Below are 15,751 nucleotides of genomic sequence, written 5' to 3'. Positions count from 1 at the left end.
CTTTATGGTAAGCTGCTCTTTTTTATTTTGAGTACATATTGAATCATATAAAAATTAAATGTTATGATTATGGAAACATATGAATATGTGAACAAGTATTCATATGTTTAAAAAGAGGAGGGGTTAGAATGAAAGACCTAATTATTATTGGGGCGGGTCAAGCTGGATTAACAATGGGATACTATTTGAAGCAAGAAGGATATAATTTTTTACTACTCGAGGCAGGAAACCGAATTGGTGATTCATGGAGGAATAGATATGATTCTTTACAGCTCTTCACACCGAGGGAATATAGTAGTTTACCAGGGATGATATTAAAAGGAGAAAGGAATGGATTTCCACATAAAAATGAAATTGCAATGTATTTAGAAGAATATGCACAGTATTTTCAACTACCGGTACAATTGCAAACGGAAGTTTTAAAAATAAGGAAGGAGGAAGAAATATTTGAATTGCACACTCCGACAGAAGTTTTACAATCGAAAAAAGTTATTATCGCAACAGGTGGTTTTCAGCAACCGTTTATTCCCTCAGTTTCAGCAAATCTATCATCACATGTTTTTCAAATACATTCATCACAATATAAATCACCACCACAAATTCCTAAGGGGAAAGTACTCGTAGTAGGTGGCGGGAATTCAGGAATGCAAATTGCAGTAGAACTTGCAAAAACTCATGAAGTTATGATGTCTATCAGTCATCCTTTAACGTTTTTACCGTTACATTTTTTTAGAAAAAGTATTTTTAATTGGTTAGAAAAATTGGGTTTATTGTATGCTGAAGTTAGTACCAAGAGGGGGAAATGGTTTCAGAAGAGAAAAGATCCTATTTTTGGATTTGAAGGTAAGGAACTTATTCGTAATGGAGCAATACAACTACAGGAAAAAGTAGTAAGTGCATCAGAAAATAACATTATGTTTCAGAACGGTGAAACATATAGTGCAGAAAGTATTATATGGTCAACAGGCTTTATTCAGAATTATAAATGGATTGAAATTGAAAAGGCAGTGAATGAGAATGGACTTCCCAATCATGTAAAGGGGATAAGTCCAGTAGGAGGATTGTATTATATCGGCTTGCCATGGCAGTCTCAAAGAGGTTCTGCACTTATTTGTGGTGTAGGAAAGGATGCGGCGTATTTACTTTCTGAAATCAAAAAAATAGATCAGTAGCAGCGACTACTGATCATCCATATGTACATGAATTAGGAGAGGTCAAACATTTATTAACTTTATTATAATAGATTTTCAAAAGAATAAAAACTGAAAATTCTAATTTTATGTTGAGAAAGTTTTTTGTATCGAAATATATAAAAGAATAAGGGTTTTTTAGTAAAAAGCAAAATGATATTTATATTTTAATAAATTGTGATATAGTTTATAAAGAACGGATTACATAAAATGTTATTTTATTACATATAAAGTAAGGGGGGATGGTTGTGAAGTTTGATGATCAACGCCTACTAGGAGTACGATTAGGTTCTGTACTTGTAACAGAGGAAAATCAATATTTAGTAATAAAGAAAAAAGATCATTATGCACTTTTAAATATACATAATTTAGAATGCACACATGTTGAAGTGCAGCTAGAACATATTGAAGAAATGTTGCAGGAAGATTTCCAAGAAAGTATAACGGAGATTATTGCACCAGAACATATAAAAATTGTTGCGAAAAATGTTATATAAGAAAGAAGCTGAAAGGAACAGCTTCTTTCTTTTCATTATAAGGATAACGTTTTTAAAACATCGCCAATAATCCCTTCCATTTGATGAACACCTAAGTCAGCGTTCGTCATTATAATAGCGCCATTCCCTCGGTATGGGTAGCTTACCATCATACATTGAAATCCAACGCCCCATCCAAGTGAATACATTTGTAAGTCTTCGTTAGAATCATCTAGAAAAACACCTAGTCCAGTCCATTTTGAGCAACCTTGAGGAGAAATCATATCTTGAACTGTTTTTTGAGAAAGTTTTAGTTTACCCTTTCCTTGTAAGGAATGAATGATTTCAATTAATAAAGTTGATAAGTCAGTTGGTGTTGTCCAAATGCCTGAAGCAGCTGCGAATGGATAGAATGGATACTTCTCATTTGTAACGGTGCCATCTTTATTATGCCCGCAAGCAAAAGCATCGGTTTTATCTATGTCTTCAGGAGAGAAGATGGTACTATTCTTCATTTGCAGTGGTTGAAATATATATTCTTCTAGTAAAAGGTTAAATGATTTTCCAGTTATATCTTCAAGTAGTAGTTCGATAATACAAAAGTTTGCATCAGAGTAGTGAAATTCACTTTCCGGTTTATAAGTTATTTCTATCGGTACGGAGCAATAGGATGTTTTACCGGCAAGGAGTTCAGACATGTTTGGTCGCCCTTGTGCAAATGTATAATGTCCAAAACTATTAGGAGGATCAATGATTCCAGATTGGTGACTTAATAAATTTCGCAACGTGACTTTTTTCTGTGAGGTAAATAGATTGGTAGGAATATTCCAAGATGTGAGTCTATCATTTACGTCTTCATCTAAATGCACAATTTCTTGTTCTAATAACGTTAGTACGAGCATTGTAGTGATGAATTTACTAATTGAGCAAGAATTGAATATAGAATTCGTAGTGACAGTTTTATTTGTTCCAGTTTCAAGTGTTCCGAATACAGTTGTTTCATCTAGTTTACCATCACGTATAACGGCAAGGCTTAAACCTGCAACGGAATATTGGTTCATTTTCTCGTATATATTGCTACTTTTTAAGTTCATAGTGACTCCTTTCTTAAAAAGACAGAATGTTAGTTCTATTATACAGTAGTAAATGGGGAGAAAAAGAAAAAACTTCATCTTTTATCGATAAAGTTTTTTCGTTAATTTGAAGTGAATGTTTTAAAAAATTTGTCTCGGTACATGTACATTAGCCATGAGATTGTTAGTAAGGAAATAATACTTTGTTTGTTTTGAATTGGAGCATTGAAAACAAGCCAGCCAACGATATCAAATAATACATGTAGTGCAAGTGAAAGAACTACAAATTGTAGTAACGTCTTAAAAAATCTTTTCATAAAGTGTCCCCCTAAAATAAAAGGTTTATCAACGATGTTGTATAATACTATTATACATTAAATTCTTATTGTGGTAAAATTTACATAATCTAGTGAAATAAAACAAATGAAAGCTAATAAGGAGGGATAGTCATGGAATTTTGGATGATCATACCGATAGTGGTCTTTGGGTTTATTTATATCGTTGAAAAATTAAATAAAATCGAAAAGAAAACGGATGCGCGTTTAAAGAGGATGGAAGATAGACTACAGTTAATTACGAAAGAAATGGGAATTATAGATAGAGAACCTGAAATTAATAAAGAGTTACGCCAGCTTATGGAAGAAGGAAAAACAGTTACAGCAGTTAAGAGAGTAAGAGAGGCTTTTGGTTTTTCTTTACTAGAAGCGAAGCAATATGTTGATAAATTATAAAAAGATCATCCATTTGGGTGATCTTTTTTCAATGCACCATACGTGTGTTTACATAAGCAGCGATGATAACGTGGCCAATTATAATGATAGGAACTAAGATTTTGACATTAGGAGTAGAGAAGACACTACCAATTGTGGCGATAACACCGGCAGTTAAATTATAAAGACCAACTATTTTTGATAACTTATCTTTATCTGGTACACGGCGTTCATTGAATCCTGATAAGAGCCAAGTGTATTGTTTTACTCCGATGAAATAAGCTAGTGCAAATGAAATGATTGCTAGTATGAATAATGATGGGGAAGCGAAGAGAGTCATTGAGAACACCTCCGTTAAAGGACTATAAATAAAGTATAATATGAATGTTATAATTTAACAAAATATAAGTGTAATAGAAAATGGAGTATGTATCATGAAGGGGGATTAAGTATGAATATTGTGGAATTTCAGAGATATGTATCAAATTTCAGTGAAGAAAAAGGATTTCAAGATACAACAATTGAAGAGCGTACAATGTATGCAATGGCGGAATTAGGGGAATTAGCGGAAGTTATATTAAAGCGCGATAAAATACAAGATGCAAAAAGAGAAATCGGTTTAGAAATGTTTGATGTCATTTGGAATGTATGTGATTTAGCAAACAAGTTAGAAATTGATTTGGAGAAGGCGTTTGAAGAAAAAATGATGATAAATAAAAAACGTGAATGGTAAAAGGGAAGTTAAAAAGCGCACAAAATTTTGTGCGCTTTTTATTAATCGTATGAAAAATATGTAAGAAAAGATGGAACAAACACTGAAGATGAATTGTCTATTATAGGTAGTAACTATTTCGTTTGAAAGAAAGGGTGGAGAAAATGAAAAAGAATACATTATTAAAATTAGGGGTATGTGTTAGTTTACTAGGAACAACTCAATTTGTTAGTACAATTTCTTCTGTGAAAGCGGAACAAAAGCTAGAGCAAAAAGTAATAAAAAATGAGGCAGGAACTATTTCGATTTCTCAGTTAAACAAAAATGTATGGGTTCATACGGAGTTAGGTTATTTTAACGGAGAAGCAGTTCCTTCGAACGGTTTAGTTCTTACTACTTCAAAGGGGTTAGTACTTGTTGATTCTTCTTGGGATGACAAATTAACGAAGGAACTAATAGAAATGGTAGAAAAGAAATTTCAGAAGCGCGTAACAGATGTCATTATTACACATGCACACGCTGATCGAATTGGTGGAATGAAAACATTGAAAGAAAGAGGCATTAAAGCGCATAGTACAGTACTAACTGCGGAACTAGCAAAGAAAAGTGGATATGAAGAACCGCTTGGAGACTTACAAACCATTACGAATTTAAAGTTTGGAAATATGAAAGTAGAAACATTTTATCCAGGGAAAGGACATACAGAAGATAATATCGTCGTGTGGTTACCGCAATATAATATTTTAGCTGGAGGCTGTTTAGTTAAATCTGCGTCCTCGAAAGATTTAGGAAACGTTGCAGATGCCTATGTAAATGAATGGTCTATATCGATTGAGAATGTGCTGAAGCGATATGGAAACATCAATTCAGTAGTGCCTGGTCATGGGGGAGTAGGGGATAGAGATTTACTTCTACATACATTGGATTTGTTGAAATAAAAAAAGCGAGGAGAAACAATTTTCTCCTCGCTTTCTTCTAACTATATTTAAATGCGAAGTCCGCATACGTTACTGAGATTTTAATTCCAAGTATACAAATACCAGTACCGTCATAATTGCGATAACAACGTAAGTAGCATCAAGCATTATAAGTGTTTTTAAAGTTTCAGTCATCCTCATTCACCCCTGGTATAAAAATATAACATAATCTCTTATTAATTAAATCAGAGATTATAAAGATAACAATGTACATGAAATTTATAAAGTAGATTCTATATAAATATATCATATAAATAATGTAAACAATGTTAAGATAATGTAAATGTATTGTAAAGAAAGGGGCGGTTCATCATGTCTGTAAATCTATTCATTTATAAATGCTATGTATCTCTCGTGTGCCGGATAGAACACAGTTATAACATGTGAAAAATAAATTCATTTTGACAAATCAATCACGATGGTAGCCGTTACTACATTTTCCTCTATTACTTCTACTTGTACTTGTTCATCGTTTCTCCAATTGATATTGAAGTTGTCTGTCGTATACATTTCCTTAAGAGTGACCTCTTTATATTTTTCTAAAATGCTACCTCTTTTCCCATAATAGATTCTTACAGTTGAACTAGGACTTGGTCCTTTTGATTTTATTGTTTCTCTAAGCTCGATAATATTTATTAAATTTGGAGATTCACTTTTTTGAAAGGTAAAGGAACTGACCACTTTTTGTACCTTCTTAAAAACAGGACCATTGGATTTATTTGATACATTAAATTCCACAACTTCAGGTACGGATTCTTTTCCTCGTAGTGTTATCGTTGCTTCATAATCGTTTTTCCAATCTACGAAAACGTTTGAGGAATCGAGACGTTCTCCCTCATTTGCAATACTTATGTCAAAATGTTCCCATAAGCCGTATTTAATTCTGACGGGATAGGAACCATGAGAAGAGTCTGAATCTATTTTCACTACTTTAATCGTATTTTTATTATTTGGAGAATGACTTTTTTTAAGTGTAATGTCCTGTAAATACAAAATGTAAGACAAACAGCCTACTACTAAAATAATTGGAATTACAATACGTAAGGCAGTAATTGGACGACCTCGTGTCCTTTTTTTCTTAGTGCTTTTACTATTTTGTTCAAGGTCTTTTTCAATACTCCTTGGAGCTATTACTTTTGGCGGGCGAATAAGCCACCAAATGAAAGCTATAAGTAGTAAGAAAAGAGGTATTCCTTGAATAAAGAAAAATCCTTTCCAAAAATCAAGTGCAGTACTATATGGAGAATCCGTTGCCATCCCCCCTATAAAAAGTGCCATTGGGCTTACAAGTATATTTATCCCTAAAGCGATCAATACGAATGAAAGATTTTTATTTCTAATTTTTCGTGACCCAGCCATAAGAAACAGAAATACTGCAATACCGAGTATAAGAAACAGTGTTCTGTAGTAAACCATCATATTATCCCTCCATAACTTTAATTGTACCATCAGTAAGGAAAATTTTGTGAAATGTTAGGTGGATATGATATTTGTATTCCTTAAAAGTGCACTGATATATGATGCAAATAAATCATGTGCAAGTATGAATATCAGGATACAGTAAGAATATTATGTCGACAATGTGAACTGTCACAAATTCTTATATATTATTGTGATTGATATCACATCCTTTTTTCTCAATGGGTATTATCCTTAGTTTGTAAGCAATCATTGGGAGAGGGTGGGATGATATGTTTTGTTATCAATGTGAACAAACGCCAACAGGCGGATGTAAAGTAATAGGTGTGTGCGGTAAAAATGAAACAATTGCAAGTTTACCAGATACGATTGTGTTTGGGTTAAAAGGAATTGCGGCTTATCGCACACATGCTGCTCAGTTAGGCTATACGGATGCTTTTGTAGATGCTACAACGCAAGAAGCGCTGTATATGACATTAACAAATTCTAACTTTAATGAACGAGAACATATTGATATGGCTATGAAAGTTGGGAAATCAGCTTTACGAGTAATGGAGTTGTTAGATGAGGCACATACGAATCATTTTGGTGTGCCAGAGCCTGTTCAAATTACACAAAACCATGTAGAAGGTAAAGCTATTGTAGTTACAGGCCATAATTTATTTGCGTTAGAAGAACTATTAAAGCAAACGGAAGGAAAAGGAATTAATATTTATACGCATTCTGAAATAGTTGATTTTAGAAAAAATATAAAAATCGAGTTGACATTCATCGCTACCTAGTCATACAATATACTTGTAATAAGCAATACTGAGTAGTGTTGTTTCTCAAAATATTTTCAGTAGACAACAGGTAATTGCGGATTTTAGAAAAAATTTGAAAATTAGTTGACATCTATCGCTACTTAGTCATACAATGTAGATGTAATAAGTGATACTGAATAGTATGAATTCAAAAAAGCTACTCAGTAAAAAATTCGCCTTAGTACTCTGTAATACTGAATATAAGTCAGACAGAATAGGGGGTAAAGGAGGATCAGAACATGGAAAATTTAACTGAAATGCTGAAAGGTTCACTGGAAGGGTGTGTGCTGGAAATCATTAGCCGCCGTGAAACGTATGGTTATGAGATTACTCGCCACCTGAATGATCTTGGGTTTACTGAAGTCGTGGAAGGAACGGTCTATACCATCCTCGTACGATTAGAGAAGAAAAAGCTTGTGAATATTGAAAAGAAACCATCAGATATGGGACCACCTCGTAAGTTTTATTCATTAAATGAAGCTGGACGTCAGGAACTTGAATTGTTTTGGAAAAAATGGGATTTTGTATCGTCAAAAATTAACGTCTTGAAGTCAAACTAGCTTCATAATATAAAATGTTCCGGCTCATATTTGGAGAGTTTCTTGTCTGCTTTATAAAAAAGGAGGAAAATAAGATGTTAGAAATGTTCAAAAAATTAATTGGTGATAAAAAAGAGTACAAAATGATGATGGCACGTGTTGCAGCATTGCCAGAGGACTATCAGTTTGTGTTTAAGAAAATTCAAAACTACATGTGGAATTTTTCAGCCGGTAACGGGATGGATATGCTGCACATACAGTATGAATTAATCGATTTGTTTGAAGCCGGTGCAGCGGAAGGCAGACAAGTGCTAGACATTACTGGGGAAGATGTGGCATCCTTTGCTGACGAACTAGTGGCAAACGCTAAAACATATGTTTCTAAGTATCGTGAAGATTTGAATGAAAGTATTATGAAGAAATTGAGAAAAAAATAAATGCAGCAAGTAATACCGACTGATTAGCTGGTCATAAATGTGAACTAACGCCATCGCTATTCAGTTATATTTTTAAACCGCTACTAAGTAATACAGATTATCAGTGGTACTAAATAGAGGGTGCAGGTAATTTAATTTTATAAGGGGGAAAAAGTATGAGTAATGCAGCGATTTCTGTAAAAGGGTTAAAAAAAGCTTTTAGAGATAAAGAAGTCTTAAAGGGAGTGGATTTTGAGGTGCAGCGTGGAGAAATTTTCGCGCTGCTAGGCTCAAATGGAGCGGGAAAGACGACAATAGTCAACATCCTTTCGACGCTACTGAAACAAGATGGCGGTGAAGGAAGTATTTGCGGATTTGATATTAAGCGCCAACCAGATCATGTTCGTCAAAGTATTAGTTTGACAGGGCAGTTCGCAGCTTTAGACGGCATGTTAACTGGGAGAGAAAACTTGATAATGGTTGCTAAGTTACGCGGAGTTTCCAATCCTGCACAAGTCGCTGACAATTTGCTTGAGAGATTTAGCTTGACTGGTGCAGCTAATCAGAGGGCAGATCAGTATTCAGGTGGGATGAAGCGCCGGCTTGATATCGCAATGAGTTTGATCGGGGCGCCAGCAGTTATTTTTCTTGACGAACCGACGACAGGGCTTGATCCGGAAGCACGGATTGAAGTGTGGGATACTGTCAAAGAGCTTGCTGGTGGAGGAACAACCATCTTACTAACAACCCAGTATTTAGAGGAAGCAGAACAATTAGCTGACCGTATCGCTATTTTACATGGCGGAAAAATTATTACGACAGGTACTCTTACTGAACTGAAAGAGATGTTCCCGCCAGCAAAAGTGGAGTATATCGAGAAGCAGCCGACATTGGAAGAAATTTTCCTTGCGATTATCGGTAAAAAGGGGGAGATGTAAATGAAAAGCAAAACAGGGGTATTACTAGGGCGCTTAATGCGTAATATTATGCGTAGTCCGGATACAATTATTACAGTAGCGATTACACCGATTATGATGATGCTATTATTTGTCTACGTGTTTGGTGGCGCAATACAAACAGGAACGGAAAACTACGTAAATTATTTATTGCCGGGAATTTTGCTAATGGCTATCGCATCCGGTGTAGCTTACACTTCCGTGCGACTATTTACGGATGTAAAGAGTGGGCTAATGGCACGTTTCATTACGATGCCTATTAAGCGCTCATCGATATTGTGGGCTCACGTATTAACCTCTCTTGTTGCTAATGTACTTACTATCGTGGTGGTTATTCTTGTTGCACTCTTAATGGGCTTTCGTTCCAGTGCGAATATGCTAGATTGGCTTGCAGTAGCTGGGATACTAGGAATGTTTACGTTATCGCTCACATGGCTAGCTATCATTCCAGGGCTGAAAGCGAAGTCTATGGAAGGGGCGACAGCATATTCGTACCCACTCGTTTTTCTTCCATTTATTAGTTCGGCCTTCGTACCTACCGAAACGATGCCAAAAATTGTTCGTGCATTTGCTGAAAACCAGCCTGTCACTTCAATTGTGAATGCGATTCGTGCTCTATTATATGAAGGAACTGTTGGTAACGATATTTGGATTGCGCTCACTTGGTGCATAGGTATAATGATTATCTCTTACTTTTTCGCTAGCAAAGCATTTAAACGTCAGTTAGGGTAAGTATCGAGGTGACTTAATTTATCGGAATGATATATATGTTTAGAAAAGTACGGGGGGTTCCGTGCTTTTCTTTTTATATGGTCCATTTCATTCAGCGAGAAGGAAAAGTTTTTAGATATAGAGAAACACTAGTTGATTGGCAATTGGGTAAGTTAAGGAGAGCATATTTATAATAAATACTACAAAAACCACAGGGTGCTTTACTATTGTTGATAATAATGAAGGGAAAATATTACTAGTTAAACGAAATGATTATCCTATCTGGGATTTGCCTAGGGGAAGACTAGAAGAAAATGAACAGTTAGAGAAGTGTACTATAAGAGAAACTAAAGAAGAAACAGGCTATATAATTGTTATTGAGCGTAAAATAGGAGAATATCACCAGCCTCAATACGATGATATGCAACATTTATTTTCAGGGAGATTACTAGGAGGAGAGCCAATAAATAATGGACCTGAAACTGCAAAAATTGGGTGGTTTAATCCTAGTAGATTACCTTTGTTAATGGTTCCAAATAGGCGAAAACAGATCAGTAATTTTATGAAACACAAAAATTCATTAATAAAGGAGACATTAAAGACACCAATTATAGTAAGGTTATTAAGAAAAATTATATGAGGTGGTTAGTGGATTAGCCGTTGTTTTAGTTGAGCAGTTCGATGACATAAGAGCATGTTTTGATTAAACTTTTTTCAAAATATGCTCTTTCTATTTGTCTTTTACCAGTATTATACTCATTGTATTTGAAAATATGGGCAACTGGTAACGAACTAAACTCAATATTTTGAGGTTTAACTAGTCACTGCTTATGGAGTGTATAAGCATAACCGCTCTTGTAAATCTTTTAATACTTCTTCAGGCATTTCCTTAATTGTAATATCTTTACCTAGGAAAAGCAGCCAATTTGTCATCTCTGTCACTTCATCGGAATTGTGAACATCGATAAATGTTTTTAAAATAGCTGTAGATTGGTAAGGGTTTGTATAAGATATTGAAACTTTGAAAGGGTGGTACTTTTTGAACTGTGCAATTGCTTTCGGACCAAGTTCAAATACAAGGTTAATTGCTTCGTCCTTCTTACTCAGTCTTTCTAAAATCTGTTTCTTATGTAACCTCTTTTTGGGCGTGTACGGTTCGATATTGATGAGGTCATCGACAGGAAACATCAGCTTCTTTTCTTCTTTTAAGTCAAATCCTTCAATGATCCAATAGCTTTTTTCTTTATAAAGGTGTAATAGGTAAATTGGATAAGACTTGATTTCTTCTTTGACAGTAATCAATAAATATCTATCCAAAAGAAGGATTTGAATGAGTTTTTCTAACATAGGGTGAGGAAGGTCAGAAAGCTCAAGTAGATCAGGGTTATGAGGATTAGTCCCTTCAAAAAGCAAAAGTTGATTTAAAAGAACAAGGTCATCTTGCTGGGTTTCTGAAATGAGTCCTAGTAGCTTTTCCGCTAAAGATTGCCGACTCTTTAGATAAGGGAGTTGTTGATTTCTTGTAGCCATAAAGGCAATAAAAAGAGCTTTCACTTCGTTATCAGTAAAGCGAACAACGGGTAGGATAGAATTATGCATGACAAAATATCCACCAGACCTCCCAACTTCAGCGACAAGTGGCATCCCCATAGCTTCTATTTCTCTAATGTCTCTAATAGCTGTTGATCGTGATATATTAAATTCTCGTATGATTTCTGAAATTGTAAAGTGGGAGCGGTTGTTGATATACCGCATAATTGTATTAATCCGTTCAACTTTTTTCATTTTGGTCTCCTAAACAGTATCATTTTTTGACATGGTTTAAAGGTATTATAAACGTATCAGATGAAAAGATAAATCGTTTGATTAATAAAAAAAGAGGAAGGTTTTGAATATGAAAAATTATACGATTGAAGAAAAAGATAGCTTTATTGTGCTAGGTATTGGAACTGAAATTAAAAGTGACTATACAGACTTTGTGGGAATAAATAAAGAAAAGGAAGACTTTTGGTCGGCCGTTAAAGAAGATGGAAGACTGGATACTTTAAAAGCTTTAGCTACAAATGAATACATTTTTTCTGTGAGCGAAGCAGTGAATAATAAGATGATGTATTATGCTGGCGTTATGACAGAAGCACAAATAGAAGAAGAGTCTAGAGTGATCCAGTTTCCTAAGGGAGAATACTTAGTGGTGAAAGGTGAAGATAAAACGGCTGAAGAGCTAAGCAATAAGCTGACTGGCATCGCCTTTGGTCAAGCTTTACCAGATGCAAAAGATTTTGCCTATGTTGGTGGGCCAAATACAACGGTTGAGATGGGAAAAAGAAATGGTTTAGTGTTTGGTGAAATGTGGATTCCAGTTGTTAGGAAGTAAAGGGTACGAATATGAAAAGTAGAGGCTAACAATTTTGCATTGTTGGCCTTTTTGATGTCCATATTGTTTTAATTACTTTTTTAATAATATAACTTAATAAATTTTAATATACGTTATGTATAACAGATATTTATCTTATGAAATAAGGGGGATATTATGACTGAGACAAACGAACCTTCAGGAGGCAATTTGAAAAAAGATGTGAAATTTTCTATTATAATTCCTGCACATAATGAAGAAAAGTACATTGGAAAATGTTTAGATTCCATTGTAAAGGCATCAGAGGCATATAAAGAGCAAACGGAAGTTATAGTTGTTTTAAATCGTTGCACCGATAAAACAGAGGAAATAGCAAAATCTTATCATTGTATTACATTAAAAAATAATGATAAAAACTTATCTAAAATCCGAAATGCAGGGGCGAAAATAGCTAGTGGAGAAATAATCGTTACTATAGACGCTGATACCATAATGACAGAGTCTATGTTGTCTAATGTAGATACATATTTAGCTTCAGGTAAATACATTGGTGGTGGGGTAAATGGGAAGTTCGAAAGAATATCTTTAGGAATATTTCTGTCCGCAATGTTAATAATAATCCCCTTACTTTTTAAATACGGAGCTATATCTGTAGGGATTTTTTGGTGCTATAAAAAAGATTTCATGGCAATTAACGGATTTAATGAAAACATGCTGATGGCAGAAGATGCAGATTTCGCGAAACGGTTAAAAGAATGGGGAAAGCGAAATAATAAGAAATTCGGTACCATTAAAAATGGAATGATAACTTCATGCAGGAGATTTTATACATATGGAGACTGGGCTTTACTTAAAAATCCAAAAGTAATCTTAGCTTATCTAAAAGGAAATGATAGAAAATATGCAGATAAGACATATTATGATAATCAAGAAAGGTAACGCTTGAGAAAATCGGTAGGAAATAGTGAAAATAGCTGATTTTCTAATATATAATGAGAGCACAACTTAATTTAATAGATATGATAATAAAACCATTGATTGGTCCTTTTTCAAATCAATGGTTTTTATTTTTGAAATAAATATGTATTTTTTATAAAAATATTTTTTGACCCCCATAAAACGATGTTTTCCTCCGAATATATATAGTGGAAAAATAAGATAGAAGAAAAATGATTATGAAAGAATATTGAAGTATTAATAAAAATTACTAGATTAAGTTGAGCATCTAAAATAAAAGGATGAAATTACTAATTATATAGAGAAGAGTTATTTAAGGATTGCCGATAAAATAGAAAAAGAATAAGCAAAACGAACGGTAGAAAATAAGAAAGTACCTTAAAATATAGGATTAACTTTAGTACCGAGAGAAAACGTTGGGAAAAGTTAGACTTGAAAAATATAACTAACAGCAAGAAGAAAAGACCAAAGAAAAGTACTACCAAAATGTGGTTAAATGGTCGCTTGTTTAGTGACCATTTTTCTATTTAAAGCAGAGGGAGGCTGAGAGATCGCCAGTGTTAAGTTTAGTAATGAAGATCTTAAGAAAACCGAAAATAGAAGATATCGTATGTAACATACAAAACAACGGAGAAGATAAGGAAGCCTTTATCGTTCAGTATCAGCCGTTTATTAGAAAATCAATTTCGTCTGTCTGCCGCCGATATATTACAGAACAGGATGATGAATATAGTATTGGATTGTTTGCGTTTAACGAAGCAATTGAACAGTATTCATATATAAAAGGGAAATCTTTTCTAGCGTTTGCTGATCTTCTTATAAAAAGAGATGTAATTGACTATATACGCAAGGAGTCTAAGCATAACCGTGTCTTTTTAAAAGAAGATGAGCAAGAGGAAATGTTAGAAATGCAAGTATCGCTTACGGAGTATATGAAAGAGATGGACAATAGTAACCGTAAGGAGGAAATTCTTCATTTTCAAAGTGTGTTAGCTGAGTTTAAAATCACATTTTCAGAGCTTGCGAAAGAATCTCCTAAGCATCGTGACACCCGAGAGCACTTAATAGAAATTGTAAAGATGATTATAAAGGAAGAGGAAATGATGGAGGAGCTGTTCCGAAAGAAAAAGTTACCGCTTAAACGTATTGAACCACGTGTGAGGGTAAGTCGTAAAACGTTGGAAAGACATAGAAAATACATTATTGCAATGTGTATTATTTTTGCAAACAACTATACATATATTCTTGATTACATAAGAGGAGAAAAGCATGATGAATAAAGGAATTGTGATGGATATAAAAAAGCATAGCGTAGTTGTTTTAACACCAAATGGAGAGTTTATTACGTGTAAAAGAAAAGGGGATTCTTGCATGATTGGAGAGGAAATCTCGTTTGAAGAACAAGAACAAAGAGCATCTCGTTTTTCAATCCCTTATTTCTTAAAGCCGGCATCATTACTTGCTGCTTGTTTTCTATGTGGGCTGTTATTTTTCTACAATCAACCAGAAGAAAAGGTGTTTGCTTACGTCTCAGTTGATATAAATCCAAGTTTAGAGGCGAGCGTTACGAAGGATCTTCGTGTTATAGATTTGCGGGCTTGTAATGATGACGGAAGGCGTATTTTAAAAGAAATGAAACGGTGGGAAAATAAGCATCTGCAAGATGTGATACGCACTATTATAAAGCAAAGTCAAGAGGATAAATATTTAACGAATGATAAGCAAGTTATGCTAACAGCTATTGCAAAAGACAAGTCGTTAGAACCACAGTTGGAAAAGGTTATGCTGGAATTAAAGAAAGAATATGAGTTCAAACATATTACAGTCGAATATCAAAGCAGTACGATGCAAATACGGGAGGATGCCAAGAAAGCAGGAGTTGGAACGGGTGTTTATATAAAACAAGAAAATGAGAAGAAAAAGTTGCTTACCCCACCTGCACCGCCGTCTTATCAAGAACAGCAAAAGTCATCTTCTGATGTATCATCGGACGCATCTCCTGTAAAAGAAGAAAGCAACGAGAGGGGAGAGTATATAGAACAACAGCAATCTAAGGCACAACAACCGAAGCAAATAAAAGAAAATAATAGAAATCAACAGGAGAACAACGGAAGAGAATTGCAGCAAGGAAACAACGGAAGAGGATCGCAAGGGAATAAAGGGCACCAGCAAGAGAACAACGGAAGAGGGTCCCAAGGAAATAATGGGAATCAGGAAGGAAACAATGGAAGAGGGTCCCAAGGAAATAATGGGCACCAGCAAGGGAACAACGGAAGAGGGTCCCAAGGAAATAATGGGAATCAGGAAGGAAACAATGGAAGAGGCTCGCAAGGGAATACTGGGCACCAGCAAGAGAACAACGGAAGAGGATCGCAAGGGAATACTGGGAATCAGAAAGGAAACAATGGAAGAGGTTCCCAAGGAAATAATGGGAATCAGGAAGGAAACAATGGAAGAGG

General features: G+C 34.6%; 19 protein-coding genes and 1 pseudogene. 15 read left to right on the top strand and 5 right to left on the bottom strand.

Annotated features, from left to right (window positions below; genetic code table 11):
* Nucleotides 1-128: 128 nt before the first annotated feature.
* The gene (locus tag MR083_RS19940) at nucleotides 129-1,172 is read left to right on the top strand and encodes a flavin-containing monooxygenase (protein ID WP_242269746.1); all 1,044 of its coding nucleotides are present in this window, start codon (nucleotides 129-131) and stop codon (nucleotides 1,170-1,172) included.
* A gap of 266 nt (nucleotides 1,173-1,438) precedes the next feature.
* A complete protein-coding gene (locus tag MR083_RS19935; RefSeq protein WP_000666946.1) occupies nucleotides 1,439-1,687 on the top strand; it encodes a hypothetical protein in 249 nt (82 codons plus the stop codon).
* 35 nt (nucleotides 1,688-1,722) lie between these two features.
* Here MR083_RS19935 and MR083_RS19930 read toward each other — a convergent pair whose 3' ends face one another.
* Together MR083_RS19930 and MR083_RS19925 are read right to left on the bottom strand one after the other, a co-directional pair.
* Entirely contained in the window at nucleotides 1,723-2,760 is a 1,038-nt protein-coding gene (locus MR083_RS19930; protein WP_001050189.1) for a serine hydrolase domain-containing protein, read from the bottom strand.
* Nucleotides 2,761-2,861: 101 nt separating this feature from the next.
* On the bottom strand, nucleotides 2,862-3,056 hold the full coding sequence (locus tag MR083_RS19925; RefSeq protein ID WP_000819252.1) for a hypothetical protein: 195 nt from the start codon (nucleotides 3,054-3,056) through the stop codon (nucleotides 2,862-2,864).
* 132 nt (nucleotides 3,057-3,188) lie between these two features.
* Between MR083_RS19925 and MR083_RS19920 the strand changes: the two genes are divergently transcribed.
* Nucleotides 3,189-3,470 carry a hypothetical protein gene (locus tag MR083_RS19920; protein WP_000397710.1) on the top strand — a complete coding sequence of 94 codons (282 nt, stop codon included), beginning with the start codon at nucleotides 3,189-3,191 and terminating at the stop codon, nucleotides 3,468-3,470.
* 28 nt (nucleotides 3,471-3,498) lie between these two features.
* Here MR083_RS19920 and MR083_RS19915 read toward each other — a convergent pair whose 3' ends face one another.
* On the bottom strand, nucleotides 3,499-3,789 hold the full coding sequence (locus MR083_RS19915) for a DUF3784 domain-containing protein (RefSeq protein ID WP_000171754.1): 291 nt from the start codon (nucleotides 3,787-3,789) through the stop codon (nucleotides 3,499-3,501).
* A 111-nt stretch (nucleotides 3,790-3,900) separates the two neighbouring features.
* On the opposite strand from MR083_RS19915, the gene MR083_RS19910 reads away from it, so the two are divergent.
* The gene (locus MR083_RS19910) at nucleotides 3,901-4,182 is read left to right on the top strand and encodes a MazG nucleotide pyrophosphohydrolase domain-containing protein (protein ID WP_001028123.1); all 282 of its coding nucleotides are present in this window, start codon (nucleotides 3,901-3,903) and stop codon (nucleotides 4,180-4,182) included.
* Nucleotides 4,183-4,325: 143 nt separating this feature from the next.
* On the top strand, nucleotides 4,326-5,099 hold the full coding sequence (gene bla2, locus MR083_RS19905; RefSeq protein WP_000742463.1) for a BcII family subclass B1 metallo-beta-lactamase: 774 nt from the start codon (nucleotides 4,326-4,328) through the stop codon (nucleotides 5,097-5,099).
* Nucleotides 5,100-5,534: 435 nt separating this feature from the next.
* Here bla2 and MR083_RS19900 read toward each other — a convergent pair whose 3' ends face one another.
* Nucleotides 5,535-6,587 carry a hypothetical protein gene (locus tag MR083_RS19900; protein ID WP_041184688.1) on the bottom strand — a complete coding sequence of 351 codons (1,053 nt, stop codon included), beginning with the start codon at nucleotides 6,585-6,587 and terminating at the stop codon, nucleotides 5,535-5,537.
* A 242-nt stretch (nucleotides 6,588-6,829) separates the two neighbouring features.
* On the opposite strand from MR083_RS19900, the pseudogene MR083_RS19895 reads away from it, so the two are divergent.
* The 6 genes and pseudogenes from MR083_RS19895 to MR083_RS19870 all read left to right on the top strand — a co-directional run.
* A pseudogene (locus tag MR083_RS19895) lies at nucleotides 6,830-7,291 on the top strand (anaerobic carbon-monoxide dehydrogenase catalytic subunit); the annotation flags it as partial.
* 308 nt (nucleotides 7,292-7,599) lie between these two features.
* Nucleotides 7,600-7,920, top strand: coding sequence for a PadR family transcriptional regulator (locus MR083_RS19890; RefSeq protein ID WP_000429483.1), 321 nt, complete (start codon nucleotides 7,600-7,602; stop codon nucleotides 7,918-7,920).
* A 74-nt stretch (nucleotides 7,921-7,994) separates the two neighbouring features.
* Nucleotides 7,995-8,336, top strand: a complete 342-nt coding sequence (locus MR083_RS19885; protein ID WP_000891984.1) for a DUF1048 domain-containing protein — start codon at nucleotides 7,995-7,997, stop codon at nucleotides 8,334-8,336.
* A 155-nt stretch (nucleotides 8,337-8,491) separates the two neighbouring features.
* Nucleotides 8,492-9,253 (top strand): ABC transporter ATP-binding protein, encoded by a 762-nt coding sequence (locus tag MR083_RS19880; protein WP_000063317.1) that lies wholly within the window; start codon nucleotides 8,492-8,494, stop codon nucleotides 9,251-9,253.
* Entirely contained in the window at nucleotides 9,254-10,003 is a 750-nt protein-coding gene (locus MR083_RS19875) for an ABC transporter permease (protein WP_000837838.1), read from the top strand. It begins immediately after the preceding gene.
* A gap of 163 nt (nucleotides 10,004-10,166) precedes the next feature.
* The gene (locus tag MR083_RS19870; RefSeq protein ID WP_396022310.1) at nucleotides 10,167-10,622 is read left to right on the top strand and encodes an NUDIX hydrolase; all 456 of its coding nucleotides are present in this window, start codon (nucleotides 10,167-10,169) and stop codon (nucleotides 10,620-10,622) included.
* A gap of 188 nt (nucleotides 10,623-10,810) precedes the next feature.
* On the opposite strand, the gene MR083_RS19865 is transcribed toward MR083_RS19870, so the two are convergent.
* A complete protein-coding gene (locus tag MR083_RS19865) occupies nucleotides 10,811-11,767 on the bottom strand; it encodes a helix-turn-helix transcriptional regulator (protein WP_000755034.1) in 957 nt (318 codons plus the stop codon).
* A gap of 109 nt (nucleotides 11,768-11,876) precedes the next feature.
* Here MR083_RS19865 and MR083_RS19860 point away from each other — a divergent pair, with 109 nt between their 5' ends.
* The 4 genes from MR083_RS19860 to MR083_RS19845 all read left to right on the top strand — a co-directional run.
* Nucleotides 11,877-12,356: a GyrI-like domain-containing protein gene (locus MR083_RS19860; RefSeq protein WP_000801031.1), complete on the top strand. Its 480-nt coding sequence runs from the start codon at nucleotides 11,877-11,879 to the stop codon at nucleotides 12,354-12,356.
* Between the two features lie 156 nt (nucleotides 12,357-12,512).
* Entirely contained in the window at nucleotides 12,513-13,274 is a 762-nt protein-coding gene (locus tag MR083_RS19855; protein ID WP_242269745.1) for a glycosyltransferase family 2 protein, read from the top strand.
* A 575-nt stretch (nucleotides 13,275-13,849) separates the two neighbouring features.
* A complete protein-coding gene (gene sigI, locus MR083_RS19850) occupies nucleotides 13,850-14,572 on the top strand; it encodes an RNA polymerase sigma factor SigI (RefSeq protein WP_242269744.1) in 723 nt (240 codons plus the stop codon).
* The coding region (locus tag MR083_RS19845; protein ID WP_242269743.1) for an anti-sigma-I factor RsgI family protein at nucleotides 14,562-15,751 on the top strand (1,190 nt) is incomplete at its 3' end. The genes sigI and MR083_RS19845, both read left to right, overlap by 11 nt.

The organism is Bacillus cereus group sp. BfR-BA-01408 (assembly GCF_022663305.1).
GTDB classification, from domain to species: Bacteria; Bacillota; Bacilli; order Bacillales; family Bacillaceae_G; genus Bacillus_A; species Bacillus_A pacificus.
Note: the sequence above shows the minus strand (reverse complement) of the source record. Positions and strands in the feature narration are given on the sequence as shown.

Coding starts and splice junctions, on each gene's coding strand:
- MR083_RS19940 (WP_242269746.1), top strand. CDS start 129: ATGAAAGACCTAATTATTATTGGGGCGGGTCAAGCTGGATTAACAATG.
- MR083_RS19930 (WP_001050189.1), bottom strand. CDS start 2,760: ATGAACTTAAAAAGTAGCAATATATACGAGAAAATGAACCAATATTCC.
- MR083_RS19925 (WP_000819252.1), bottom strand. CDS start 3,056: ATGAAAAGATTTTTTAAGACGTTACTACAATTTGTAGTTCTTTCACTT.
- MR083_RS19920 (WP_000397710.1), top strand. CDS start 3,189: ATGGAATTTTGGATGATCATACCGATAGTGGTCTTTGGGTTTATTTAT.
- MR083_RS19915 (WP_000171754.1), bottom strand. CDS start 3,789: ATGACTCTCTTCGCTTCCCCATCATTATTCATACTAGCAATCATTTCA.
- MR083_RS19910 (WP_001028123.1), top strand. CDS start 3,901: ATGAATATTGTGGAATTTCAGAGATATGTATCAAATTTCAGTGAAGAA.
- bla2 (WP_000742463.1), top strand. CDS start 4,326: ATGAAAAAGAATACATTATTAAAATTAGGGGTATGTGTTAGTTTACTA.
- MR083_RS19900 (WP_041184688.1), bottom strand. CDS start 6,587: ATGGTACAATTAAAGTTATGGAGGGATAATATGATGGTTTACTACAGA.
- MR083_RS19890 (WP_000429483.1), top strand. CDS start 7,600: ATGGAAAATTTAACTGAAATGCTGAAAGGTTCACTGGAAGGGTGTGTG.
- MR083_RS19885 (WP_000891984.1), top strand. CDS start 7,995: ATGTTAGAAATGTTCAAAAAATTAATTGGTGATAAAAAAGAGTACAAA.
- MR083_RS19880 (WP_000063317.1), top strand. CDS start 8,492: ATGAGTAATGCAGCGATTTCTGTAAAAGGGTTAAAAAAAGCTTTTAGA.
- MR083_RS19875 (WP_000837838.1), top strand. CDS start 9,254: ATGAAAAGCAAAACAGGGGTATTACTAGGGCGCTTAATGCGTAATATT.
- MR083_RS19865 (WP_000755034.1), bottom strand. CDS start 11,767: ATGAAAAAAGTTGAACGGATTAATACAATTATGCGGTATATCAACAAC.
- MR083_RS19860 (WP_000801031.1), top strand. CDS start 11,877: ATGAAAAATTATACGATTGAAGAAAAAGATAGCTTTATTGTGCTAGGT.
- MR083_RS19855 (WP_242269745.1), top strand. CDS start 12,513: ATGACTGAGACAAACGAACCTTCAGGAGGCAATTTGAAAAAAGATGTG.